The organism is Pseudomonas sp. VMV1, assembly GCF_056790235.1.
Genome location: NZ_JBXGSE010000002.1, coordinates 713,161 through 737,750, shown reverse-complemented (window position 1 = coordinate 737,750; position 24,590 = coordinate 713,161). Strand labels below are relative to the sequence as shown.

The window sequence follows — 24,590 nt, the reverse complement described above, 5'->3', positions numbered from 1 at the left end:
GGCCCTGTCGCTAGCCATACTCTGGGCAATGCTACGTCTGGCACGCCGCGCTCGCCCTTTGGCGACGCCTTCGACCAGATTGCTACCCAGAGCGACGCCGGCCTCCCCCGTGAGCACGCGCAAACACCTGGCGTGCTGATTGGCCGGACGTGACGAGGCCACCTCGACACTCAGGGAGCGCGCGGAAGAAAAGAGAGGATTCTTATCGTTATTTGAAGGGACGTGATTCGAGCGAATCAGGTGAGCAGGGTATTTTCCTGAGCGCTGCGGCTCATCTGCTCGAGGATCTGGTCTTGCTGCTGCGGGGTCAGGGTGTCCCAGCAGTGGTGCTTGATGAACAGCCCGGCGCCAAAGGCGACGTACAGCGACAGGGCGACGATGACGAGCGTTTCCAGCCCGACGATAGCCCAGGACCGACTCTTGGACGCATTGTCCTTGGTTTTCATAACGACCTCGTGAAATTTAGAGGGGCAATAGTTTAGTCCCTTAAGCAAGTCCCGTGCAGGGCCAGTCGTCGATTGGTCAACTCCATTGACCTGACTTCGGTACCCAGGGGCTTCTCATCTAGAGGCCTACCCGGGTCGCCAGCACCTCGCCATCGCCAACCTGCGGCGGCACGAATGCACGCCTGGCGCCGCGCTGGTATACTCCCGCGACTGACGGGTCGCTGCGGACCCTGCCGGTTCCGCTGGCTGTATCGGCCGATCCCGCAATTTCCGCAGCGACGCTTTGTCGCATCGCACGTCCATCGCCGCCGCGCCTGTCGCGCGGCCCGATAACGCCTTCTTGGGGCGTCTATCGACTCAAGGGTCGATCCTCGCTCGCCCGGCTTCGCGCCACAGCTGTGATAAAGAGGAGTTAAAGCAAGACATGTCCACCACGTCGAAGATCATCTACACCCTGACCGACGAAGCGCCCGCCCTGGCGACCTATTCGCTGCTCCCCATCGTCGAGGCCATCACCGCCTCCTCCGGCGTCGCCCTCGAAACCCGTGACATCTCCCTTGCCGGCCGCATCATCGCCCTCTTCCCCGAGTACCTGAAGGAAGAGCAGCGTATCTCCGACCACCTCGCCGAACTCGGCGAACTGGCCACCACTCCCGAAGCCAACATCATCAAGCTGCCCAACATCAGCGCCTCGGTTCCGCAGCTCAAGGCCGCGATCAAGGAACTGCAGGGTCAGGGCTACGCCCTGCCGGACTACCCGGATGAGCCCAAGGATGACAAGGAAAAGGACGTCAAGGCGCGCTACGACAAGGTCAAGGGCAGCGCTGTGAACCCGGTCCTGCGCGAAGGCAACTCCGACCGCCGCGCCCCGCTGTCGGTCAAGAACTACGCCCGCAAGCATCCCCATCGCATGGGTGCCTGGAGCGCCGACTCCAAGTCCCACGTCGCCCACATGGACGCCCATGACTTCTATGGCAGCGAGCGCTCGGCCACCGTCGAGAACGCCGGCAGCCTGAAGATCGAACTGATCGGCAAGGACGGCAGCAGCAAGGTCCTGAAAGAGAAGACCGCGGTCAAGGCCGGCGAGATCGTCGATGCCTCGACCATGAGCCGCAAGGCCCTGCAGAGCTTCATCGCCGCCCAGATCGAAGACGCCAAGGCCAAGGGCGTGCTGTTCTCCGTGCACCTGAAGGCCACCATGATGAAGGTCTCCGACCCCATCATGTTCGGCATCATCGTCGGCGAGTTCTACAAGGACCTGCTGGCCAAGCACGAAACCGCCCTGAAGGAAGCCGGCTTCGACCGCAACAACGGCATCGGCGACCTCTATGCCCGCCTGTCCAGCCTGCCGGAAGCCACCCAGGCCGCCATCAAGGCCGACTTCGACGCCCAGTACGCCGAGCGCCCGGCGCTGGCCATGGTCAACTCCGACAAGGGCATCACCAACCTGCATGTGCCGAGCGACGTCATCGTCGACGCCTCCATGCCAGCCATGATCCGTGACTCCGGCAAGATGTGGAACGCCGAAGGCAACCTGCAGGACACCAAGGCCATCATCCCCGACCGCTGCTATGCCGGCGTCTACCAGGTGGTGATCGAGGACTGCAAGAAGAACGGCGCCTTCAATCCCAGCACCATGGGCAGCGTACCCAACGTTGGCCTGATGGCGCAGAAGGCCGAGGAATACGGTTCCCACGACAAGACCTTCCAGATCCCCACCGACGGTACCGTGCGCGTGACCGACGACCAGGGCAAGGTGGTCTTCGAGCACCCGGTCGAGGCCGGTGACATCTGGCGCATGTGCCAGACCAAGGACGCGCCGATCCAGGACTGGGTCAAGCTCGCCGTCAACCGTGCCCGCGCCAGCGGCACCCCAGCGATCTTCTGGCTGGACCAGAACCGCGCCCACGACGCCCAGGTCATCGCCAAGGTCGAGCGCTACCTCAAGGACCATGACACCAACGGCCTGGACATCCGCGTCCTGTCGCCCGAGGAAGCCACTCGCGTGTCCCTGGAGCGCATCCGCAAGGGCGAGGACACCATCTCGGTGACCGGCAACGTCCTGCGCGACTACCTGACCGACCTCTTCCCCATCATGGAACTGGGTACCAGTGCCAAGATGCTGTCCATCGTCCCGCTGATGAACGGCGGCGGCCTGTTCGAAACCGGTGCCGGCGGCTCCGCGCCCAAGCACGTCCAGCAGTTGGTGCAGGAAAACCACCTGCGCTGGGACTCCCTGGGCGAATTCCTGGCCCTGGCCGAATCCCTGAACCACCTGGGTGAGACCACCGGTAACGCCAAGGCCAAGATCCTGGCCAAGACTCTGGACCAGGCCAACGGCAAGTTCCTCGACAGCAACAAGTCGCCGTCGCGCAAGACGGGTGAACTGGATAACCGTGGCAGCCACTTCTATCTGGCACTGTACTGGATCCAGGCCCTGGCCGAGCAGAGCGAAGACGCCCAGCTCAAGGCCCAGTTCGAACCGGTGGCCAAGTCGCTGAGCGCCGATGAGGCCAAGGTGGTCGCCGAGCTGAACGGCGTCCAGGGCCAGGCGGTGGACATCGGTGGCTACTACCACCCTGACCAGGCCAAGACCAGCCAGGCGATGCGTCCGAGCGCCACGCTCAATGCCGCCCTGGCCCAGCTCAAGGGCTGAGATCAGCTCCTGCGTTGACCGCGAACCCCGGCCCCGGCCGGGGTTCGCTGCATTTGGGACCGACAAAGCTTAAGGCGTATACTGCGCGATTACCGATAGCGGAGTCCGAGATGGATTGGCACGCCCACGTCACCGTGGCCACCGTAGTGGAAGACGCCGGCCGCTTCCTGCTGGTCGAGGAAGAGAAACAGGGTCGCCTGGTCCTCAACCAGCCGGCCGGGCATCTGGAACCGGGCGAGAGCCTGATCGAGGCGGCACGCCGCGAGACCCTGGAAGAAACCGCCTGGCAGGTGGAGATCCAGGGCGTGATCGGCATCGGCCTCTATGTCGCGCCGGGCAATGGCGTCACCTACTACCGCACCGCCTTTCATGCCCGGCCCTTGGTCCATGAAAGCGAGCGTCCCCTGGACGCCGACATCACCCGCGCGGTCTGGCTGACGCTCGACGAGATCCGCGCCGAGCAGGCTCGGCTACGCAGCCCCCTGGTACTCGATGCCATCGAAAAGTACCTGGATGGACACCGCTATCCCCTGTCGATGATCGTAGATATGAGAGGTTTTTGAAGTGAACGGCACCCGCGTCATCGTCGGCATGTCCGGCGGAGTGGATTCCTCGGTCTCCGCCCTCTTGCTCAAGGAGCAGGGCTATCAGGTCGAGGGCCTGTTCATGAAGAACTGGGACGAGGATGACGGTACCGAGTACTGTACCGCCAAGGAGGACTTGGCCGACGCCCAGGCGGTCTGCGACCGCATCGGCATCACCCTGCACACGGCCAACTTCGCCGCGGAGTACTGGGACCATGTATTCGAGCACTTCCTCGCTGAATACAAGGCTGGCCGCACGCCCAATCCGGACATCCTCTGCAACCGCGAGATCAAGTTCAAGGCCTTCCTCGACTATGCCCTGGCCCTGGGCGCCGACCTGATCGCCACCGGCCATTATGTGCGCCGTCGCGACGTCGACGGCCAGACCTTGCTCCTCAAGGGCCTGGATGCCAACAAGGACCAGAGCTACTTCCTCCACGCCGTGGGCGGTGAGCAGCTGGCCCGCACCCTCTTCCCGGTGGGCGAACTGGAAAAGCCCGAAGTCCGCGCCATCGCCGAACTGCACGGCCTGGCCACCGCGCGCAAGAAGGACTCCACCGGCATCTGCTTTATCGGCGAACGCCGCTTCAGCGACTTCCTCAAGCAATACCTGCCGGCCCAGCCAGGTGACATCGAGACCACCACCGGCGAGGTCATCGGTCGCCACCACGGCCTGATGTACCACACCATTGGCCAGCGCCAGGGCCTGGGCATTGGCGGCATGAAGGATGCCGGTGACGATCCCTGGTACGTACTGAGCAAGGACCTGACCCGCAACGTCCTGATCGTTGGCCAGGGCAATGCCCACCCCTGGCTGTTCGCCGAGTCCCTGACCGTCAGCGAGATGTTCTGGGTCAACGACCTGGACCTCACCCAGCCGCGCCGTCTCACCGCCAAGGTCCGCTATCGCCAGCAGGATCAGCCCTGCCAGATCGAACGCCAGGGCGCCGGCTACCGGGTGGTCTTCGACGAACCCCAGCGCGCCGTGACCCCGGGTCAATCGGTGGTCTTCTATGATGGCGACGTCTGCCTGGGCGGCGGCGTGATCGAACACTACCAACCCGCCTGCGCCGAGGCGCCCGCCGCATGAACCCTACCCAGGAACAACTCATCGCCCTGGGCGGCGTCTTCCAGGCCGCCCTGCTGGTGGACCAGCTGGCGCGTACCGGGCAAGTCGCGGAAGAACCTCTGGCCTGTCTGCTCGGTAGCCTGCTGGTACGCGATCCGGGCAGCACCCTGGAGGTCTATGGCGGCAGCGTCGAGCCGCTGCGCGAGGGCCTGGGCGCCCTGTCCAGCACCCTGGAGCGCAATCCCAACAGCCTGCAGCGCGAACCCCTGCGCTATGCCCTGGCGATGACCGCCCTGGAGCGCAAGCTGGAGAAGCGTGGCGACCTGCTCGATCTCATCGGTCGCCGCCTCACCCAGATCCAGTCCCAGGTCGAGCACTTCGGCGTGGCCCACGAGAACGTCATCGCCGCCTGCGGCGGCCTCTATGAGGACACCCTGAGCACCTTCAAGCAGCGCATCCAGGTGCACGGCGAAATGCGCTACCTGCAGCAGTCCGCCACCGCCTCGCGGGTGCGCGCCCTGCTGCTGGCCGGCATTCGCTCCGCACGCCTCTGGCGGCAGCTCGGCGGCCACCGCTGGCAGCTGGTGCTCAATCGTCGCAAGCTGCTCGACAACCTCTACCCCTTGCGCAACGTCTGATCCCAGGCCGGCGGCGGTACTACAGCGCCGGCCTTTGCGTGTAGAATTCCGCCCCTTTCTCCCCCGCTACCAAGAGAATGCCCATGCAGCTCTCCTCGCTCACCGCCGTATCGCCCATCGACGGCCGTTACGCCGGCAAGACCGCCGCCCTGCGCCCCATCTTCAGCGAATTCGGCCTGATCCGTTTCCGCGCCCAGGTCGAGGTCCGCTGGCTGCAGCGCCTGGCCGCCCACGCGGGCATTCCCGAGGTCGCACCCTTCTCCGCCGAGGCCAATGCCCTGCTGGACAAGCTGGCCACCGAGTTCAGCGTCGAGCAAGCCCAGCGGGTCAAGGACATCGAGCGCACCACCAACCACGACGTCAAGGCCATCGAGTACCTGCTCAAGGAAGAGGTCGCCGACCTGCCGGAACTGGCTGCGGTGAGCGAATTCATCCACTTCGCCTGCACCTCCGAGGACATCAACAACCTGTCCCATGCGCTGATGCTGCGCGAAGGCCGTGACCAGGTGCTGCTGCCGCTGATGCGCCAGATCGCCGGCGAGATCCGTGCGCTGGCTCATCGCTTCGCCGACGTGCCCATGCTCTCGCGCACCCATGGCCAGCCCGCCTCCCCCACCAGCCTGGGCAAGGAACTGGCCAACGTGGTCTATCGCCTGGAGCGCCAGATCGAGCAGATCGCCGCCATCCGCCCGCTGGGCAAGATTAACGGCGCCGTGGGCAACTACAACGCTCACCTGTCCGCCTACCCGGACGTCGATTGGGAAGCCAATGCGCGTACCTTCATCGAAGACGACCTCGGCCTGACCCTGAATCCCTACACCACCCAGATCGAGCCGCATGACTACATCGCCGAGCTGTTCGATGCCATCGCCCGCTTCAACACCATCCTGATCGACTTCGACCGGGACATCTGGGGCTACATCTCCCTCGGCTACTTCAAGCAGAAGACCGTGGCCGGCGAGATCGGCTCCTCGACCATGCCGCACAAGGTCAACCCCATCGACTTCGAGAACTCCGAAGGCAACCTGGGCATCGCCAACGCCATCCTCCAGCACCTCGCCAGCAAGCTGCCGATCTCCCGCTGGCAGCGCGACCTGACCGACTCCACCGTGCTGCGCAACCTGGGCACCGGCCTGGCCCACGGCGTGATCGCCTATGAAGCCACCCTCAAGGGCATCGGCAAACTGGAACTCAACGCCGCCCGCATCGCCGAAGACCTGGACGCCTGCTGGGAAGTCCTGGCCGAGCCGGTGCAGACCGTGATGCGCCGCTATGGCGTGGCCAACCCCTACGAGAAGCTCAAGGAGCTGACCCGTGGCAAGGGCATCAGCGCCAGCGCCCTGCAGGATTTCATCGACGGCCTGGAGATCCCCGAGGCCGCCAAGGCCGAACTGCGCCAGCTGACCCCGGCCGGCTATATCGGCAACGCTGCCGAACAGGCCCGTCGGGTCTGAAGATCATCCTTTTTCTACGCCCGGCCTCGCCGGGCGTTTTTCATTGCGCGAGGTGTGCATGAACCCGGATCAACCCCTGCAACTACTCGGCGGCCTGACCGCCCGTGAATTCCTGCGCGACTACTGGCAGCGCAAACCGCTGCTGATCCGCCAGGCCCTCCCGGACTTCCAGAATCCCCTGGAACCCGACGAACTGGCCGGCCTTTCGCTGGAAGAGGAAATCGAATCCCGCCTGATCATCGGCCAGGACCAGACCTGGGAGCTGCGCCGCGGCCCCCTGCCGGAAGATACCTTCGCCGGGCTGCCCGAGCGGGACTGGACCCTGCTGGTGCAGTCGGTCGATCAGTTCGTTCCCGAGGTGGCCGAGGTGCTGGAATCCTTCCGCTTCCTGCCCAACTGGCGCGTCGACGACATCATGGTCAGCTATGCCGCCCCCGGTGGCGGTGTCGGCCCCCACTACGATCACTACGACGTCTTCCTGCTGCAGGGCCATGGCCGCCGCCGCTGGCGCATCGGCCAGCAATGCACCGCCGACAGCCCGCTGATCGACGGCCTGGAGCTGAAGATCCTCGCCGATTTCCAGCAGACCGACGAATGGGTGCTGGAGCCGGGAGACATGCTCTATCTGCCGCCGGGCCTGGCCCATGACGGCATCGCCGAAGACGAGTGCATGACCTACTCCATCGGCTTCCGCGCCCCCAGTGCCGGCGAGGTGCTCACCCACTTCACCGACTTCCTCGCCCAGTTCATCCCCGAGGACGAGCGCTACAGCGATGCCGGCTGCGCGCCGGCCAGCGAGCACCCCGCCGAGATCCCGCCCGAAGCCATCGAGCGCGTGCGCGGGCTGATGGAGCGCCATCTAAGTGACGATCGTCTGCTGCTGGCCTGGTTCGGCCAGCACATGACCGAGCCGCGCTATCCCGAGCGAGTCGCTGGGGAAAACCTCAGCGCCAAGCAGCTGCGCAAGGAACTCGATGAAGGCGCGCTGCTGATGCGCAACCCCAGTGGCCGCATCGCCTGGAGCCGCCTGGAGGACGAGGTGATGGTCTTTGCCAGCGGCCAGAGCCGCCTGCTGCCCATACGGCTGCAACCGCTGCTCGACCTGCTATGCTCGGCGGACGTCTTGCACGAGGCCAATCTCGCGACCTGGCTGCAGGACGACGATGCCATGCGCCTGATCCGCGAACTGCTCCAGCAGGGCAGCCTGATCTTCGCCGGAGAAGACGACGACGAGTGATAGGGAGCCGCCGTGGACGAGTCCTTTGCCGATCTGACCCTGGGCGCCCTGCCCGAACCCCAGCTCGGCCAGGACCTCGCCCTGCGCCTCGAAGGCCTGGACGCCCTGCGTGAGCACGGTGTCCGCCTCATCGCTCAAGCCAGCCGCCAGTTGTGTATCCAGACCCCTAACCTGGAAGCGCCCTTCTACGACAACTTCGACGTCGAGGCGGCGATCAAGCGCCTGCTGCTGGGCAATCCGCGACATCAGGTACGCATTCTGATCAACGACAGCGCCCTCGCCGTGCGCCAGGGCCATCGCCTCATCGCCCTGGCGCAGCGCCTGACCAGTAACCTGCTGATCCGGCGACCACCAGCCGACCAGCAACCGGAAGGCGCCTGCCTGATCGTCGACGACCAGGCCCTGCTGCGCCGATCGGGCAACGCCCCCAATGGCTTCGTCCGTTATGGCGACCGTGCAGCGGTCAAGGTCCAGCAACAGCGTTTCGATCGCCTCTGGGCCATCAGCCAGCCGGATCAGGAACTACGGAGGATGGTGCTGTGAGACGATTGCTTGGGCTGCTGCTGCTACTGACCGCCACCACCTGGGCCACCCCCAGAACCGAAGTCATCCCGCTGCAGTACCGCACGGCCGAGGACCTCCTGCCCACCCTGCAATCCGTGCTCGGCGGCGAAGGCAAGGTCAACGTCTACGGCAACCAGCTGATCGTCAACGCCGAGCCGGCCAAGCTGACCGAGATCAAGAATCTGCTGACCCAGCTGGATACCCAGCCGCGGCGCCTGCTTATCACCCTGGCGACCCGCGCAGGCAGTTCAGGGGCCAGCCAGGATTATTCCGCAGGCGGCAACGTGCGTTCACCCCAGGTGCGCATCATCGAGGACAGCACCGACCGGCACGAGGATGGCGCCCAACGCGTTCAGGTCACCGAGGGCTACCCTGCCTTCATTCGCTTCGGCGAAGACGTCCCCGTGACCACCTACCAGACCTCGCCCTATGGCCAGAGCTATGCCCAGACCGACTATCGCCGCCTCGAACGCGGCTTCCAGGTCACCGCCCGTCTGAGCGGCAATCTGGTGCATCTGGACATAAACAGCGTCGACGACCGCGCGGCTGCCCACCATCCGGGCACGTTACAGACCCAGAGCGCCGCGACCCGGATCAGTGGCCCCCTGGGGCAGTGGCTTGACCTGGGAGGATTTCGTCAACAGATCGAAGGCGACCAGAGTGGTCTCACCCGCTACTACTCGACCGAGGGTCGTGACGACCGTCAGTTGAGCATTCGCGCCGATCTCATCGACTAACCAACCGGCGAACGGGAGAACTCTCGCGGCGCCTGGCAATCTAGGTTTCACCAGACAATGAAAAGTTATTTGAGAATAATTCTTATATTCATTCTCAAATAACTTTGAAGTTCTGTTTAGTTTGATTCAAAGCAGTCCAATAGAATCTTTTTAAGCCAATAAATTTACAGAATGAATCGATAGAGCATAAAATCTGTCTGTCTTGCGACACCGTGTCGCACTGATAGCGCCTGATACCCATAATTAAGGATTCAAAGCATGTCTGAGCCGATCAGCCTACTGACCCACAACTGGAGCTTTGCGGTATTCCTCCTGGGCGTGGTCGGTCTGATCGCCTTCATGCTTGGAGTCTCGAGCCTCCTCGGCAGCAAAGCCGTAGGTCGTAGCAAGAACGATCCCTTCGAGTCCGGCATCGTCCCCACCGGGGGTGCCCGTCTCCGTCTCTCTGCCAAGTTCTACCTGGTCGCGATGCTCTTCGTGATCTTCGATGTCGAAGCCCTCTTTCTCTTCGCCTGGTCGGTCTCCATCCGTGAATCGGGATGGGCCGGCTTCGTGGAAGCCTCCATTTTCATAGCAATTCTGTTGGCGGGTCTTGTCTACCTGTGGCGAATCGGAGCGCTCGATTGGGCGCCTGCGAGCCGTCGTGAGCGACAGGCGAAGTCGAAACAATGAGGCTTTGGCAATGCAATACAATCTCACCCGGATCGATCCCGATGCGGCAGTAGACCGCTATCCGGCCGGCCAACGGGAAACCGTTGCCGACCCTATGGAAAGTCAGGTCAACCGCAGCATCTTCATGGGCAAACTCGAAGATGTCCTGCGGGGCGCAGTCAATTGGGGACGCAAGAATTCCCTCTGGCCGTACAACTTCGGCCTGTCCTGCTGCTACGTGGAAATGACCACCGCCTTCACGGCGCCCCATGACATCGCTCGCTTCGGCGCCGAAGTCATCCGGGCATCGCCACGTCAGGCGGACTTCATGGTCATCGCCGGCACCCCCTTCATGAAGATGGCTCCGGTCATCCAGCGCCTGTACGAGCAGATGCTGGAGCCCAAGTGGGTGATCTCCATGGGTGCCTGCGCCAACTCCGGCGGTATGTACGACATCTACTCGGTCGTTCAGGGCGTGGACAAGTTCCTGCCCGTCGACGTCTATGTGCCCGGCTGCCCGCCTCGCCCCGAAGCCTTCCTGCAGGGTTTGATGCTCCTGCAGGACTCCATCGGTGAAGAGCGCCGCCCCCTTTCCTGGGTGGTGGGCGATCAGGGCATCTACCGCGCCGAAATGCCTTCGCAGCGCGAGCAGAACCGCGAGCGCCGCATCCAGGTCACCAACCTGCGCAGCCCAGACGAAGTGTAAGTCCCCTCCGGGACTTGCATGCTGACGACGATCGATAGCGACGGAACATCATGACCGCAGACACCGCTCTGTCCGCCTCTGCGCTCGCCCCTGCCGGCGATGCGTCGGTGGTTGGCGAACTCCAGGGCCAATTCGGCGCAGACGCCCTGACCCTGCAAGACACCCGTACCGGCATGCCGGTGATCTGGGTGGCGCGCGAAAAAATCATCGAAGTGTTGCGCTTCCTGCGCAACCTGCCCCGCCCCTACGTCATGCTCTATGACCTGCATGGCGTGGACGAGCGCCTGCGGACTCACCGCCGCGGCCTGCCCAACGCGGACTTCACCGTTTTCTACCACCTGCTGTCCATCGACCGTAACAGCGATGTGATGCTCAAGGTGGCGCTTTCGGCGAACGACCTCCGCCTGCCGACCGCGACCGGCATCTTCCCCAATGCCAACTGGTACGAGCGGGAAGTGCTCGACATGTACGGCATCCACTTCGATGGCCACCCGCTGCCCAAGCGCATGCTGATGGCCGACAACTGGCAGGGGCACCCGCTGCGCAAGGACTATCCGGCGCGGGCCACCGAGTTCGATCCCTATGCGCTGAACGCCGCCAAGCAGGATCTCGAACAGGAAACCCTGAGATTCAAGCCCGAAGAGTGGGGCATGAAGGAACATGCGGAAAATTCCGACTTCATGTTCCTCAACCTGGGCCCGAACCACCCCTCGGCCCACGGTGCCTTCCGCATCATCCTGCAGCTGGACGGCGAAGAGATCGTCGACTGCGTGCCCGAGATCGGCTATCACCACCGTGGCGCCGAGAAGATGGCCGAGCGCCAGTCCTGGCACAGCTACATCCCCTACACCGACCGGATCGACTACCTCGGTGGGGTGATGAACAACCTGCCCTACGTCCTCTCGGTGGAGAAGCTCGCCGGCATCAAGGTGCCCGCGCGGGTCGACTTCATCCGCGTGATGATGGCCGAGTTCTTCCGCATCAACAGCCACCTGCTGTACCTGGGTACCTACATCCAGGACGTCGGCGCCATGACCCCGGTGTTCTTTACCTTCACCGACCGTCAGCGTGCCTACAAGGTCATCGAGGCCATCACCGGCTTCCGCATGCACCCGGCCTGGTTCCGTATCGGCGGCGTCGCCCACGACCTGCCTCGCGGTTGGGACAAGCTGGTCCGCGAATTCCTCGACTGGATGCCCAAGCGCCTGGACGAGTACGAGAAGGCCGCGATGAAGAACAGCATCCTCATCGGCCGGACCAAGAACGTTGCCGTCTATAACACCAAGGAAGCCCTGGAGTGGGGTGTCACAGGTCCCAACCTGCGCGCCACGGGTCTCGATTTCGACCTGCGCAAGGCTCGCCCCTATTCCGGCTACGAGAACTTCGAATTCGAAGTGCCCATCGCCCACAACGGCGACTGCTACGACCGCGGCATGCTGCGCGTCGAGGAGATGCGCCAGAGCCTGCGCATCATCGAGCAGTGCCTGCAGCACATGCCCGAAGGCCCGTACAAGGCGGATCACCCGCTCACTACGCCGCCGCCCAAGGAGCGCACCCTGCAGCACATCGAGACCCTGATCACCCACTTCCTGCAAGTGTCCTGGGGTCCGGTGATGCCGGCGGGCGAAGCCTTCCAGATGATCGAGGCGACCAAGGGCGCCAATAGCTATTACCTGACGAGCGATGGCAGCACCATGAGCTACCGCACCCGCATCCGGACGCCGAGCTTCCCGCATCTGCAGCAGATCCCGGCCGTCATCCGCGGCAGCATGGTGTCCGACCTGATTGCCTACCTGGGCAGTATCGACTTCGTCATGGCCGACGTGGACCGCTGAGCATGAGCACCGAAACCCTGATCCAAACCGACCGTTTCGTCCTGAGCGACTCCGAGCGCTCGGCCATCGAGCATGAAATGCATCACTACGAGGACCCGCGCGCGGCGTCCATCGAAGCCCTGAAGATCGTCCAGAAGGAACGTGGCTGGGTGCCGGACGGTGCCATCTACGCCATCGGCGAGGTGCTGGGCATCCCGGCCAGCGATGTCGAGGGCGTGGCGACCTTCTACAGCCAGATCTTTCGCGTGCCGGTCGGTCGCCACATCATCCGCGTGTGCGACAGCATGACCTGCTACATCGGCGGCCACGAATCCGTGGTGGGCGAGATCCAGCGGCAGCTGGGCATCGGCCTGGGCCAGACCACCACCGACAGCCGCTTCACCCTGCTGCCGGTCTGCTGCCTGGGCAATTGCGACAAGGCCCCGGCGCTGATGATCGACGACGATACCCATGGCGATGTCCAACCTGCGGGCGTGGCCAAACTGCTGGAGGGATACGCATGAGACTGACCTCCTTCGGGCCTGCCAACAGCATTGCCCGTACCCCCGAGACCCATCCCCTGACCTGGCGCCTGCGTGAAGACGGCGCCCCGGTCTGGCTGGAGGAGTACCAGGCGAAGGAAGGCTACGCCGCGGCGCGCAAGGCGCTGACCGAGCTGGCGCCGGATGCCATCGTCCAGGAAGTCAAGGACTCCGGCCTCAAGGGCCGCGGCGGTGCGGGCTTCCCCACCGGCGTGAAGTGGGGTCTGATGCCCAAGGACGAATCCCTCGATATCCGCTACCTGCTGTGCAACGCGGACGAGATGGAGCCCAATACCTGGAAGGACCGCCTGCTCATGGAGCAGCTTCCGCACCTGCTGGTGGAAGGCATGCTGATCAGCGCCCGGGCGCTCAAGGCCTATCGCGGTTACATCTTCCTGCGTGGCGAGTACGTCGACGCCGCCGCCAACCTGCGGCGCGCGGTGGAAGAAGCCAAGGCAGCTGGCCTGCTCGGCAAGAACATCCTCGGTAGCGGCTTCGATTTCGAACTGTTCGTCCACACCGGCGCCGGTCGCTACATCTGTGGCGAAGAGACCGCTCTGATCAACTCCCTGGAAGGCCGCCGCGCCAACCCGCGTTCCAAGCCGCCCTTCCCCGCCGCCGTCGGCGTCTGGGGCAAGCCCACCTGCGTCAACAACGTCGAGACCCTGTGCAACGTGCCGGGCATCGTCGCCGGTGGTGTGGACTGGTACAAGAGCCTGGCCCGCGCCGGCAGCGAAGACATGGGCACCAAGCTCATGGGCTTCTCCGGCAAGGTGAAGAATCCCGGCGTCTGGGAACTGCCCTTCGGCGTTACCGCCCAGGAACTGTTCGAGGACTATGCCGGCGGCATGCGCGATGGCTTCACGCTCAAGTGCTGGCAGCCTGGTGGCGCCGGTACCGGCTTCCTGCTGCCCGAGCACCTCTCGGCACAGATGTACGCCGGTGGCATCGCCAAGGTCGGCACCCGTATGGGTACCGGTCTGGCCCTCGCGGTCGACGACAGCGTCAACATGGTCTCGCTACTGCGCAACATGGAAGAGTTCTTCGCCCGTGAATCCTGCGGCTGGTGCACGCCCTGCCGCGACGGCCTGCCCTGGAGCGTCAAGCTCCTGCGCAGCCTGGAGAAAGGCGAAGGCCAGCAGGGCGACCTCGATACCCTGCTGCAGCTGGTCAACTTCCTCGGCCCAGGCAAGACCTTCTGTGCCCACGCACCGGGCGCTGTCGAGCCCCTGGGTAGTGCCATCAAGTATTTCCGCGAGGAGTTCGAGGCCGGTGTGCGCAAGACGCCCAGCGAACCTCGTCCGACTGCTTCCGCGACCGTGATCTGAAGTTTGGCCCCTCCTGGGGGCCGAACCTATCGCTTTCTGGCCGGGCCCGACCCGGCCGGCGCTGCCACTGGCGACCGCCAGGGCGGCGCGAACGTTTTCCCATTAGCCAGACCCGCCCTGCGCGGGTGAGAAGAAAACCCTATGGCCACTATCCATGTAGACGGCAAGACGTACGAGGTCGACGGGGCGGACAACCTCCTCGAAGCCTGCCTGTCCCTGGGGCTCGACATCCCCTATTTCTGCTGGCACCCGGCGCTGGGCAGCGTCGGCGCCTGCCGCCAGTGCGCGGTGAAGCAGTTCGCCGACGAGAATGACACCCGCGGGCGCCTGGTCATGTCCTGCATGACCCCGTCCAGCGACAAGACCTACATCTCCATCGAAGACGCCGAAGCCAAGGAATTCCGCAGCTCCGTCATCGAATGGCTGATGACCAACCATCCCCACGACTGTCCGGTCTGCGAAGAAGGCGGCCACTGCCACCTGCAGGACATGACGGTGATGACCGGTCACAACAAGCGCCGTTATCGCTTCACCAAGCGTACCCACCAGAATCAGGACCTCGGCCCGTTCGTCGCTCACGAGATGAACCGCTGCATCGCCTGCTATCGCTGCGTGCGCTACTACAAGGACTACGCCGGCGGTACCGACCTGGGCGTCTACGGTGCCCACGACAACGTCTATTTCGGCCGCGTCGAGGACGGTGCCCTGGAGAGCGAATTCTCCGGCAACCTGACCGAGGTCTGCCCCACCGGGGTGTTCACCGACAAGACCCACTCCGAGCGCTACAACCGCAAGTGGGACATGCAGTTCGCCCCGAGCATCTGCCATGGCTGCTCCTCGGGCTGCAACATCAGCCCCGGCGAGCGCTATGGCGAACTGCGCCGCATCGAGAACCGCTTCAACGGTTCGGTGAACCAGTACTTCCTCTGCGACCGTGGCCGCTTCGGCTATGGCTATGTCAATCGCAAGGATCGTCCGCGCCAGGCGTTGCTGAAAGATGGCAGCCTGGAGACCGGCATCGACGCCGCCCTGGATCGCGCCGCCCTGCTGCTGCGTGGCAAGAAGGTGATCGGCATCGGTTCGCCGCGTGCCAGCCTGGAAGGCAACCACGCCCTGCGCGAGCTGGTCGGCGCCGAGAACTTCTACAGCGGCATGAGCGCCCGTGACCTGGCCAACGTGCGCCTGGTCCTGCAGGTGCTCAAGGACAGCCCGCTGCCAGTCCCGACCCTGCGTGCGATGGAAAAGCACGATGCCGTCTTCGTGCTTGGCGAAGACCTGACCCAGACCGCGGCCCGCCTGGCGCTGTCCCTGCGTCAGTCCGTCAAGGGCAAGCCCGAAGCCATGGCCGCCGCGCAGAAAATTCAGCCCTGGCTGAATGCTGCCGTGCAGAACATCGGCCAGAGCGAACGCAATCCGCTGTTCATCGCCAGCGTCGCCGCCACCCGCCTGGACGACGTCGCCGACGCCCGCCTGCACGGTTCGCCACTGGAACTGGCTCGTTTCGGCCATGCCGTGGCCCATGCCATCGACGCCAGCGCCCCCGCGGTCGAAGGTCTGAGCAGTGAAGTGGCCGAGCAGGCCCGCCTGCTCGCCGAAACCCTGCTGGCCGCCGAACGGCCGCTGGTGGTGTCAGGTACCTCCCTGGGTGAACCGGCGCTAATCGAAGCCGCCGCCAACCTGGCCAAGGCCCTGGCCGCCAAGGGCAAGGCCGGCTCCCTGAGTCTGGTGGTGCCCGAAGCCAACAGCCTGGGCCTGGCGCTCTATGGTGGCGAGTCCGTCGAAGACGCCTTCGCGGCCTTGGAAAACGGTCAGGCCGATGCCCTGGTGGTGCTGGAGAACGACCTCTATCGCCGCGCCCCTGCCCAGCAGGTGGATCAGGCCCTGGCCCGCGCCCAGGTACTGGTGGTGCTGGATCACCAGCGTACCGCCACCGCCCAGCGCGCCGACCTGGTGCTGCCGGCGGCGAGCTTCGCCGAAGGCGACGGTACCCTGGTCAGCCAGGAAGGTCGCGCCCAGCGCTTCTTCCAGGTCTATGAGCCGAGCTACTACGATCCCTCCAGCTTGGTCCGCGAGGGCTGGCGCTGGCTGCACGCCCTGCGCAACACCCTGGACAACCGTCCGGTGGACTGGACCCAGCTGGACCATGTCACCGATGCCGTGGCCACCGCCGCACCGCAGCTGGACGGCATCCGCGACGCCGCGCCCAACGCCAGCTTCCGGGTGAAGGGCCTCAAGCTCGCCCGCGAACCGCATCGCTACAGTGGCCGTACTTCCATGCGCGCCAACCTCAGCGTGCACGAACCCCGCGCGCCCCAGGACGCCGATACCGCCTTCGCCTTCTCCATGGAAGGCTATGCCGGCAGCGCCGAGCCGCGTCAGCAGATTCCCTTCGCCTGGTCCCCGGGCTGGAACTCGCCCCAGGCCTGGAACAAGTTCCAGGACGAGGTCGGTGGTCACCTGCGCGCTGGCGATCCGGGCGTACGCCTGATCGAGACCCAGGGCGATCGCCTGAGCTGGTTCACCGCGCCGGCCGCTGCCATCCGCAGCGCCGAGTCGGGCTTCCAGGCCGTGCCGCTGTACCACCTGTTCGGCAGCGAAGAGACCTCTTCCCGCGCCGAGCCGGTTCGTGAGCGCATCCCGGCCGCCTACGTGGCCCTGGCCAAGGCCGATGCCGATCGCCTGGGCGTCAACGAGGGCGCCCTGCTGCGCCTGCAGGTCGCCGGTCAGGAACTGCGCCTGCCGCTGCAGATCAAGGCCGAGCTGTCGGCGGGTCTGGTCGGTCTGCCCGCCGGCTTCGAAGGGATTCCGGTGGACTTCGCCGGCCTCACCGTGGAAGGACTGCAGGAGGCCGCGGCATGACCTGGCTCACCCCCACCCTCATCGCCGTCGTCATCGGCATCGTCAAGGCCATCGTCATCCTGCTGGCGGTGGTCATCTGCGGTGCGCTGCTGAGCTTCGTCGAGCGCCGTCTGCTGGGTCTCTGGCAGGACCGCCACGGTCCCAACCGGGTCGGCCCCTTCGGCGCCTTTCAGCTGGGCGCCGACATGTTGAAGATGTTCTTCAAGGAGGACTGGACGCCCCCGTTCGCCGACAAGATGATCTTCAGCCTGGCGCCAGTGATCGCCATGGGCTCACTGCTGGTGGCCTTCTCGGTCATCCCGATCACCCCCACCTGGGGCGTGGCGGACCTGAACGTCGGCCTGCTGTTCTTCTTCGCCATGGCGGGCGTCAACGTCTATGCGGTGCTCTTCGCCGGCTGGGCGAGCAACAACAAGTTCTCCCTGCTGGGCGCCATGCGCGCCTCGGCCCAGACCCTCTCCTACGAGGTGTTCATGGGTCTGTCTGTGATGGGCATCGTGGCGGTGACCGGCTCCTTCAACATGAGGGATATCGTCGAGGCGCAGCACCAGGGCTGGTGGTTCATCATTCCCCAGTTCTTCGGCTTCTGCACCTTCTTCATCGCCGGTATCGCGGTGACCCACCGCCATCCCTTCGATCAGCCGGAAGCCGAGCAGGAGCTCGCGGACGGTTACCACATCGAATACGCGGGCATGAAGTGGGGCATGTTCTTCGTCGGCGAGTACATCGGCATCGTGCTGATCTCGGCGCTGCTGGTGACCCTGTTCTTTGGCGGCTGGCACGGTCCCTTCCTGGACACCCTGCCCTGGCTGTCCTTTGTCTGGTTCGCCCTGAAGACCGCCTTCTTCATCATGATCTTCATCCTGCTGCGCGCGTCCATTCCGCGTCCGCGCTACGACCAGGTAATGGCCTTCAGCTGGAAGTTCTGCCTGCCCCTGACCCTGATCAACCTGCTGGTGACCGGCGCCGTGGTGCTTTACACCGCCACGCCGGCCATCGGCCAGTGAGGTATCCGTCATGATCAAGGAAATCCTGCACGTCCTGCATGGCACCTACACCCAGTTGCGCAGCATCGTGATGGTCTTCGGCCACGCCTTCCGCAAGCGCGACACCCTGCAATACCCCGAGGAACCCGTGTACCTGCCGCCGCGCTATCGCGGCCGCATCGTGCTCACCCGTGACCCCGATGGCCAGGAGCGCTGCGTGGCGTGCAACCTGTGCGCCGTGGCCTGCCCGGTCGGCTGCATCTCGCTGCAGAAGACCGAAGCCGAAGACGGTCGCTGGTACCCGGAGTTCTTCCGCATCAACTTCTCGCGCTGCATCTTCTGCGGCATGTGCGAGGAGGCCTGCCCCACCACCGCCATCCAGCTGACCCCGGACTTCGAGATGTCCGAGTTCAAGCGCCAGGAGCTGGTGTATGAGAAGCAGGACCTGCTGATCTCGGGTCCGGGCAAGTATCCGGAGTACAACTTCTACCGGGTGGCCGGCATGGCCATCGCGGGCAAGCCCAAGGGTGCCGCGCAGAGCGAGGCAGAGCCGATCAACGTGAAGAGCCTGCTGCCCTAAGGAGCTGTCGTGGAATTTGCCTTCTATTTCTCTGCCGGGGTGGCCGTCCTGGCCACCTTCCGGGTGATCACCAACACCAATCCGGTGCATGCCCTGCTGTACCTGATCATCTCGCTGCTGGCCGTGTCCATGGTGTTCTTCGCCCTGGGCGCGCCCTTCGCCGGCGCCCTGGAGATCATCGTCTACGCGGGCGCCATCATGGTGCTGTTCGTCTTCGTGGTAATGATGCTCAACCTCGGGCCGGTCATCTCCGACCAGGAACGCAAGTGGCTGACCCCCAAGGTCTGGATCGGTCCTTCGATCCTTGCCGGTGCACTGCTGGTGGAGCTGCTGGTGGTGCTGTCGCGCACCCCGGGCGGCGCCGCCATCGGCCACACCTCGGTAGATGCCAAGGCCGTGGGCGTCAGCCTGTTCGGACCCTATCTGCTGGCGGTCGAACTGGCCTCCATGCTGCTCTTGGGTGCCCTGGTCGCGGCCTACCACCTGGGTCGCAGCGACGTCAAAGACGGGATCGGCGAGTGAGTCGCCAAGGACTGGAGAACAGCCAATGAACGCCATACCTCTGGAACACGGACTGGCCCTCGCCGGCGCCCTGTTCGCCCTTGGCCTGGTGGGCCTGATGGTCCGCCGCAATATCCTCTTCGTGCTCATGAGTCTGGAAATCATGATGAACGCCGCCGCCCTGGCCTTCGTGGTCGCGGGTAGCCGTTGGGGCGCTCCCGACGGCCAGGTGATGTTCATCCTGGTGCTGAGCCTGGCCGCCGCCGAGGCCAGTATCGGCCTGGCGATCCTGCTGCAGCTCTATCGCCGCTTCCATACCCTCGACGTCGATGCCGCCAGCGAGATGCACGGATGAACCTGCTACCCCTCACCTTCGCCTTTCCCCTGGTCGGCTACTTCCTGCTGGCCTTCTCCCGCGGTCGGTTGTCGGAGAATCTCTCCGCGCTGATCGGCGTGGGTTCGGTGGGCCTGGCGGCGCTGGTCGCCGCCTGGGTCGGCTGGAACTTCCACGTCGCACCGCCCGCCGACGGCCACCTGACCCTCGTCCTCTGGCAGTGGATGAACGTGGAGGGCTTCGCGCCCAACATGGCTCTCTACCTGGACGGCCTGTCGCTGACCATGCTTGGCGTGGTCACCGGCGTCGGCTTCCTGATCCACCTGTTCGCCTCGTGGTACATGCGCGGTGAAGAGGGCTACTCGCGCTTCTTCGCCTACACCAACCTGTTCATCTTCAGCATGTTGCTGCTGGTCCTCGGCGACAACCTGCTGCTGCTGTATTTCGGTTGGGAAGGCGTGGGCCTGTGCAGCTACCTGCTGATCGGCTTCTACTACAGCGAGCGCGCCAACGGCAACGCCGCGCTGAAGGCCTTCATCGTCACCCGCGTCGGCGACGTCTTCATGGCCTTCGGTCTGTTCATCCTGTTCATGACCCTGGGCACCCTGGACATCCAGGAGCTGCTGCAGAAGGCGCCCGACGTCTTCGCCAGCGGTGATCCGCTGATCGTGCTGGCCACCCTGGCCCTGCTCGGCGGCGCCGTCGGCAAGTCGGCCCAGCTGCCGCTGCAGACCTGGCTGGCGGACGCCATGGCCGGTCCCACCCCGGTCTCCGCACTGATCCACGCCGCGACCATGGTGACCGCGGGCGTCTACCTGATCGCCCGGACCCACGGCCTGTTCCTGCTGGCGCCGGAGATCCTCCACCTGGTCGGCATCGTCGGTGCCGTGACCCTGGTATTGGCGGGCTTCGCCGCCCTGGTGCAGACCGACATCAAGCGCATCCTGGCCTACTCCACCATGAGCCAGATCGGCTACATGTTCCTGGCCCTGGGCGTGGGTGCCTGGCAACCGGCGATCTTCCACCTGATGATCCACGCCTTCTTCAAGGCGCTGCTGTTCCTCGCCTCGGGCTCGGTGATCCTGGCCTGCCACCACGAGCAGAACATCTTCAAGATGGGCGGCCTGTGGAAGAAGATCCCCCTGGCCTACGCCAGCTTCGTGGTGGGTGGCTCGGCGCTGGCGGCACTGCCGCTGGTTACCGCCGGCTTCTACTCCAAGGACGAGATCCTCTGGGAAGCCCTCGCCAGCGGTCATACCTACCTGCTCTACGCAGGCCTGGCCGGTGCCTTCCTGACCTCGATCTACACCTTCCGCCTGATCTTTATCACCTTCCACGGCGAGGCGCATACCGAGGCCCATGCCGGCCACGGCATCGCCCACAACCTGCCGCTGGCGGTACTGCTGGTGCTCTCGACCTTTGTCGGCGCGCTGATCGTGCCGCCCCTGGCAGGCGTGCTGCCGGAATCGATCGGGCATGCCGGTGGTGAAGCCAAGCATTCCCTGGAGATCACCTCGGGAGCCATCGCCATTGCCGGTATCCTGCTAGCCGCCCTGCTCTTCCTTGGCAAGCGTTCCTTCGTGACCGCCCTGGCCAAGAGCGCGCCGGGTCGCTTCTTCGGTACCTGGTGGTATCACGCCTGGGGCTTCGACTGGCTGTACGACCTGATCTTCGTCAAGCCGTACCTGCTGCTGGCCCGCCTGCTGCGCCGTGATCCCTTCGACCAGGCCATTGGCCTGATCCCGATGGTGGCTCGCGGTGGCAACCTGGCACTGAGCATCACCGAGAACGGCCGTCTGCGCTGGTACGCGGCTTCCATCGTGGGAGGCGCCGTGCTGTTGCTCGGCGCGCTGCTGCTGGCCTGACCCCCTGACTAAGGATAAGTACACGTCATGCTTCTGCCCTGGCTAATCCTGATCCCCTTCATCGGCGGCCTGCTCTGTTTCCTCACGGAAAAGACCGGCCCGCTGGTGCCTCGCTGGATCGCCCTGTTCACCATGCTGCTGGAGCTGGTACTCGGCCTGTGGCTGTGGGCCCATGGCGACTACAGCCTGGCTCCGGCCCCTGGCGCCGAAACCGCCTGGACCGCGGAATTCCAGATGAGCTGGATTCCGCGCTTCGGCATCAGCCTGCACTTCGGTCTCGACGGCCTGTCGCTGCTGATGATCCTGCTCACCGGCCTGCTCGGTGTGCTGGCGGTGACCTGCTCCTGGCGCGAAGTGCAGCGCCACGTCGGCTTCTTCCACCTCAACCTGCTGTGGATCATCGGCGGCGTGGTGGGGGTGTTCCTGGCGCTGGACCTGTTCCTGTTCTTCTTCTTCTGGGAGATGATGCTGGTGCCGATGTACTTCCTGATCGCGCTGTGGGGCCATAGCTCCGCGGACGGCAAGAAGAGCCGCATCACCGCCGCCACTAAGTTCTTCATCTTCACCCAGGCCAGTGGCCTGATCATGCTGGTGGCGATCGTTGCCCTGGTACTGGTGAACTACGGTGCCACCGGCGTCCTGACCTTCGACTACGAAGACCTGCTGCAACTGCAGCTGGATCCCAAGCTGGAATACCTGCTGATGCTGGGCTTCTTCATCGCCTTCGCGGTGAAGCTGCCGGTGGTGCCGCTGCACTCCTGGCTGCCCGATGCCCACGCCCAGGCGCCTACCGCCGGTTCCGTCGACCTCGCCGGTATCCTGCTCAAGACCGCCGCCTACGGCCTGCTGCGCTTCGCCATCCCGCTGTTCCCCAACGCCTCGGCGGAATTCGCGCCGATCGCCATGTGGCTGGGCATCATTGGCATCTTCTACGGCGCCATCCTGTCGTTCGCCCAGACCGACATCAAACGCCTGGTGGCCTACTCCAGCGTCTCGCACATGGGCTTCGTGCTGATCGGCATCTACTCCGGCAGCCCCCAGGCGCTGCAGGGCGTAGTGGTACAGATGATCGCCCACGGCCTCTCCGCCGCCGGTCTGTTCATCCTCTGCGGCCAGCTCTACGAGCGCATGCATACCCGTGACATGCGCGAGATGGGTGGTCTCTGGGCACGCCTGCCCTACCTGCCGGCCCTGAGTCTGTTCTTCGCCTCGGCATCCCTGGGCCTGCCAGGCACCGGCAACTTCGTCGGTGAATTCCTGATCCTGCTGGGCGCCTTCCCGGTCGTGCCGATGATCACCGTCATCGCCACCTTCGGCCTGGTGTTCGCCTCGGTCTATTCGCTGATCATGATCCACCGCGCCTACTTCGGTCCGGCCAAGGCCGAAGGCGCGCTACCGGGTCTGAACGCACGGGAACTGTCGATGCTGCTATTGCTTGGCGTGCTGCTGGTGCTGCTCGGCGTCTACCCGCAGCCGGTGCTGGATACCTCGGCCGCGAGCATGGCCGGTGTTCAGCAGTGGCTCGGCGAAGCCTTCTCCTCTCTCGTTTCCGCCCGGTAAGAGCGCCATGACCTTTACCTACGAACACTTCACCGCCCTCCTGCCGATCATCATCACCGGCCTCACCGCCGTGGTGGTGATGCTGGGCATCGCCTGGCGGCGGGATCACACCATCATTCCCACCCTGGGCGTGATCGGTCTCAACCTGGCCCTGCTGTCCTGCATCCCGGCCCTCGGCGTCGGCGCCATCGACGTCACCCCGCTGCTGCGCATCGACGGCTTCAGCTGCTTCTACATGGCACTGATCCTGATCGCCACCCTGGCCTGCATGACCCTGTCGCATGCCTACATGGAAGGCTATCCAGGCAACCGTGAAGAGCTGTACCTGCTGCTGCTGATCTCCGCCACCGGTGGTCTGGTGCTGGTGGCGGCGCAAAACGTCGCTGGCCTGTTCATCGGCCTGGAACTGCTGTCGGTGCCGGTCTACGGCCTGGTGGCCTACAGCTACTTCAACCGCCGCTCGCTGGAAGCCGGCATGAAGTACCTGGTGCTGTCCGCCGCCGGCTCGGCCATCCTGCTGTTCGGCATGGCCCTGCTCTATGCCCAGTCCGGTAGCCTGAACTTCGCCGACATCGGCATGCAGATGGACGCCCCGGCCAGCACCGGCCTGCTGATGGAAATCGGCCTCGGCATGCTGATCGTCGGCCTCGGCTTCAAGCTGTCCCTGGTGCCCTTCCACCTGTGGACCCCGGACGTGTACGAAGGCTCGCCGGCTCCGGTTGGCGCCTTCCTGGCCACCGCCAGCAAGGTCGCTGTCTTCGCCGTGCTGGTGCGGGTGTTCCAGACCATGCCCATGGCCAGCGATGACGGCTGGCTGCACGATGCCATCGCCTTCATCGCCATCGCCTCCATGCTGGTGGGCAACCTGCTGGCGCTGATGCAGAGCAACCTCAAGCGCCTGCTGGGTTATTCCTCCATCTCCCACTTCGGCTACCTGCTGGTGGCGGTGGCGTCGGGCGAAGGCCTGTCGATGGAAGCCGTGGCGGTCTATCTGGTGACCTATGTCTTCACCAGCCTGGGTGCCTTCGGCGTGATTACCCTGATGTCCAGCCCGAGCAACGGCCAGCGTGATGCCGATGCACTGTTCGAGTACCGCGGCCTGTTCTGGCGCCGTCCGTACCTGACCGCGGCCCTGACGGTGATGATGCTGTCCCTGGCCGGCATCCCCCTCACCGCCGGTTTCATCGGCAAGTTCTACGTCATCACCGTGGGCGTGGAAGCGGGCATGTGGTGGCAGACCGCGGCCATCGTGCTGGGCAGCGCCATCGGCCTGTTCTACTACCTGCGCGTGATGGTCACCCTGTACCTGACCGAGCAGGGCCTGCAGCGCCATGACGCGCCGATGAATTGGGGGCAACGCGCCGGTGGCGTGATGCTGATCGCCATTTCCATCGCCACCTTCGTCCTGGGCGTCTATCCGCAGCCGCTGCTGCAACTGGCGCAGCTGACGGTGTTCTGATCCCAGACACCGCCCACGAT

Annotated in this window: 22 protein-coding genes; 21 read left to right on the top strand and 1 reads right to left on the bottom strand. The window is 64.7% G+C overall.

Annotated features, from left to right (window positions below; translation table 11 throughout):
• Positions 1 to 236 precede the first annotated feature (236 nt).
• On the bottom strand, positions 237 to 446 hold the full coding sequence (locus ACUCV0_RS08940; RefSeq protein ID WP_007158876.1) for a hypothetical protein: 210 nt from the start codon (positions 444 to 446) through the stop codon (positions 237 to 239).
• A gap of 424 nt (positions 447 to 870) precedes the next feature.
• Here ACUCV0_RS08940 and ACUCV0_RS08935 point away from each other — a divergent pair, with 424 nt between their 5' ends.
• From ACUCV0_RS08935 to nuoN, 21 genes are all read left to right on the top strand, one after another.
• Positions 871 to 3,102, top strand: a complete 2,232-nt coding sequence (locus ACUCV0_RS08935) for an NADP-dependent isocitrate dehydrogenase (RefSeq protein ID WP_313647243.1) — start codon at positions 871 to 873, stop codon at positions 3,100 to 3,102.
• A 110-nt stretch (positions 3,103 to 3,212) separates the two neighbouring features.
• Positions 3,213 to 3,665, top strand: coding sequence for an NUDIX domain-containing protein (locus tag ACUCV0_RS08930; protein ID WP_313647242.1), 453 nt, complete (start codon positions 3,213 to 3,215; stop codon positions 3,663 to 3,665).
• A gap of 1 nt (position 3,666) precedes the next feature.
• Positions 3,667 to 4,776, top strand: coding sequence for a tRNA 2-thiouridine(34) synthase MnmA (gene mnmA / locus ACUCV0_RS08925; protein WP_156428961.1), 1,110 nt, complete (start codon positions 3,667 to 3,669; stop codon positions 4,774 to 4,776).
• Complete coding sequence (hflD, locus tag ACUCV0_RS08920) at positions 4,773 to 5,393, top strand: high frequency lysogenization protein HflD (protein ID WP_482212514.1); 621 nt, start codon at positions 4,773 to 4,775, stop codon at positions 5,391 to 5,393. Before mnmA ends, hflD begins: the two co-directional genes overlap by 4 nt.
• 83 nt (positions 5,394 to 5,476) lie before the next feature.
• Entirely contained in the window at positions 5,477 to 6,847 is a 1,371-nt protein-coding gene (purB, locus tag ACUCV0_RS08915; protein ID WP_313647240.1) for an adenylosuccinate lyase, read from the top strand.
• A gap of 58 nt (positions 6,848 to 6,905) precedes the next feature.
• Positions 6,906 to 8,084, top strand: coding sequence for a JmjC domain-containing protein (locus ACUCV0_RS08910; protein WP_313647239.1), 1,179 nt, complete (start codon positions 6,906 to 6,908; stop codon positions 8,082 to 8,084).
• Positions 8,085 to 8,096: 12 nt separating this feature from the next.
• Positions 8,097 to 8,627, top strand: a complete 531-nt coding sequence (locus ACUCV0_RS08905; RefSeq protein ID WP_482212513.1) for a DUF7931 domain-containing protein — start codon at positions 8,097 to 8,099, stop codon at positions 8,625 to 8,627.
• Positions 8,624 to 9,385 (top strand): secretin N-terminal domain-containing protein, encoded by a 762-nt coding sequence (locus ACUCV0_RS08900; RefSeq protein WP_313647237.1) that lies wholly within the window; start codon positions 8,624 to 8,626, stop codon positions 9,383 to 9,385. The genes ACUCV0_RS08905 and ACUCV0_RS08900 overlap by 4 nt, the downstream gene beginning before the upstream one ends.
• 258 nt (positions 9,386 to 9,643) lie before the next feature.
• A complete protein-coding gene (locus tag ACUCV0_RS08895; RefSeq protein ID WP_059315326.1) occupies positions 9,644 to 10,057 on the top strand; it encodes an NADH-quinone oxidoreductase subunit A in 414 nt (137 codons plus the stop codon).
• 10 nt (positions 10,058 to 10,067) lie between these two features.
• Positions 10,068 to 10,742 carry a NuoB/complex I 20 kDa subunit family protein gene (locus ACUCV0_RS08890; RefSeq protein ID WP_059315327.1) on the top strand — a complete coding sequence of 225 codons (675 nt, stop codon included), beginning with the start codon at positions 10,068 to 10,070 and terminating at the stop codon, positions 10,740 to 10,742.
• Positions 10,743 to 10,792: 50 nt separating this feature from the next.
• Positions 10,793 to 12,577, top strand: a complete 1,785-nt coding sequence (gene nuoC / locus ACUCV0_RS08885) for an NADH-quinone oxidoreductase subunit C/D (RefSeq protein WP_059315328.1) — start codon at positions 10,793 to 10,795, stop codon at positions 12,575 to 12,577.
• Between the two features lie 2 nt (positions 12,578 to 12,579).
• Positions 12,580 to 13,080 (top strand): NADH-quinone oxidoreductase subunit NuoE, encoded by a 501-nt coding sequence (gene nuoE, locus ACUCV0_RS08880; RefSeq protein ID WP_059315329.1) that lies wholly within the window; start codon positions 12,580 to 12,582, stop codon positions 13,078 to 13,080.
• Positions 13,077 to 14,426: an NADH-quinone oxidoreductase subunit NuoF gene (gene nuoF / locus ACUCV0_RS08875; protein ID WP_434774466.1), complete on the top strand. Its 1,350-nt coding sequence runs from the start codon at positions 13,077 to 13,079 to the stop codon at positions 14,424 to 14,426. The genes nuoE and nuoF overlap by 4 nt, the downstream gene beginning before the upstream one ends.
• A gap of 141 nt (positions 14,427 to 14,567) precedes the next feature.
• A complete protein-coding gene (nuoG, locus tag ACUCV0_RS08870; RefSeq protein WP_271655255.1) occupies positions 14,568 to 17,285 on the top strand; it encodes an NADH-quinone oxidoreductase subunit NuoG in 2,718 nt (905 codons plus the stop codon).
• Positions 17,282 to 18,292, top strand: coding sequence for an NADH-quinone oxidoreductase subunit NuoH (gene nuoH / locus ACUCV0_RS08865; protein WP_059315332.1), 1,011 nt, complete (start codon positions 17,282 to 17,284; stop codon positions 18,290 to 18,292). Before nuoG ends, nuoH begins: the two co-directional genes overlap by 4 nt.
• Positions 18,293 to 18,302: 10 nt before the next feature.
• On the top strand, positions 18,303 to 18,851 hold the full coding sequence (gene nuoI, locus ACUCV0_RS08860; protein WP_017642306.1) for an NADH-quinone oxidoreductase subunit NuoI: 549 nt from the start codon (positions 18,303 to 18,305) through the stop codon (positions 18,849 to 18,851).
• A gap of 9 nt (positions 18,852 to 18,860) precedes the next feature.
• A complete protein-coding gene (gene nuoJ, locus ACUCV0_RS08855; RefSeq protein WP_059315333.1) occupies positions 18,861 to 19,373 on the top strand; it encodes an NADH-quinone oxidoreductase subunit J in 513 nt (170 codons plus the stop codon).
• 25 nt (positions 19,374 to 19,398) lie between these two features.
• Positions 19,399 to 19,707 carry an NADH-quinone oxidoreductase subunit NuoK gene (gene nuoK, locus ACUCV0_RS08850; protein WP_007158894.1) on the top strand — a complete coding sequence of 103 codons (309 nt, stop codon included), beginning with the start codon at positions 19,399 to 19,401 and terminating at the stop codon, positions 19,705 to 19,707.
• Entirely contained in the window at positions 19,704 to 21,551 is a 1,848-nt protein-coding gene (nuoL, locus tag ACUCV0_RS08845) for an NADH-quinone oxidoreductase subunit L (protein ID WP_271655257.1), read from the top strand. Before nuoK ends, nuoL begins: the two co-directional genes overlap by 4 nt.
• 27 nt (positions 21,552 to 21,578) lie before the next feature.
• Positions 21,579 to 23,111 carry an NADH-quinone oxidoreductase subunit M gene (gene nuoM, locus ACUCV0_RS08840; RefSeq protein ID WP_059315335.1) on the top strand — a complete coding sequence of 511 codons (1,533 nt, stop codon included), beginning with the start codon at positions 21,579 to 21,581 and terminating at the stop codon, positions 23,109 to 23,111.
• Between the two features lie 7 nt (positions 23,112 to 23,118).
• Positions 23,119 to 24,570 carry an NADH-quinone oxidoreductase subunit NuoN gene (gene nuoN, locus ACUCV0_RS08835; RefSeq protein WP_059315336.1) on the top strand — a complete coding sequence of 484 codons (1,452 nt, stop codon included), beginning with the start codon at positions 23,119 to 23,121 and terminating at the stop codon, positions 24,568 to 24,570.
• Positions 24,571 to 24,590 lie beyond the last annotated feature (20 nt).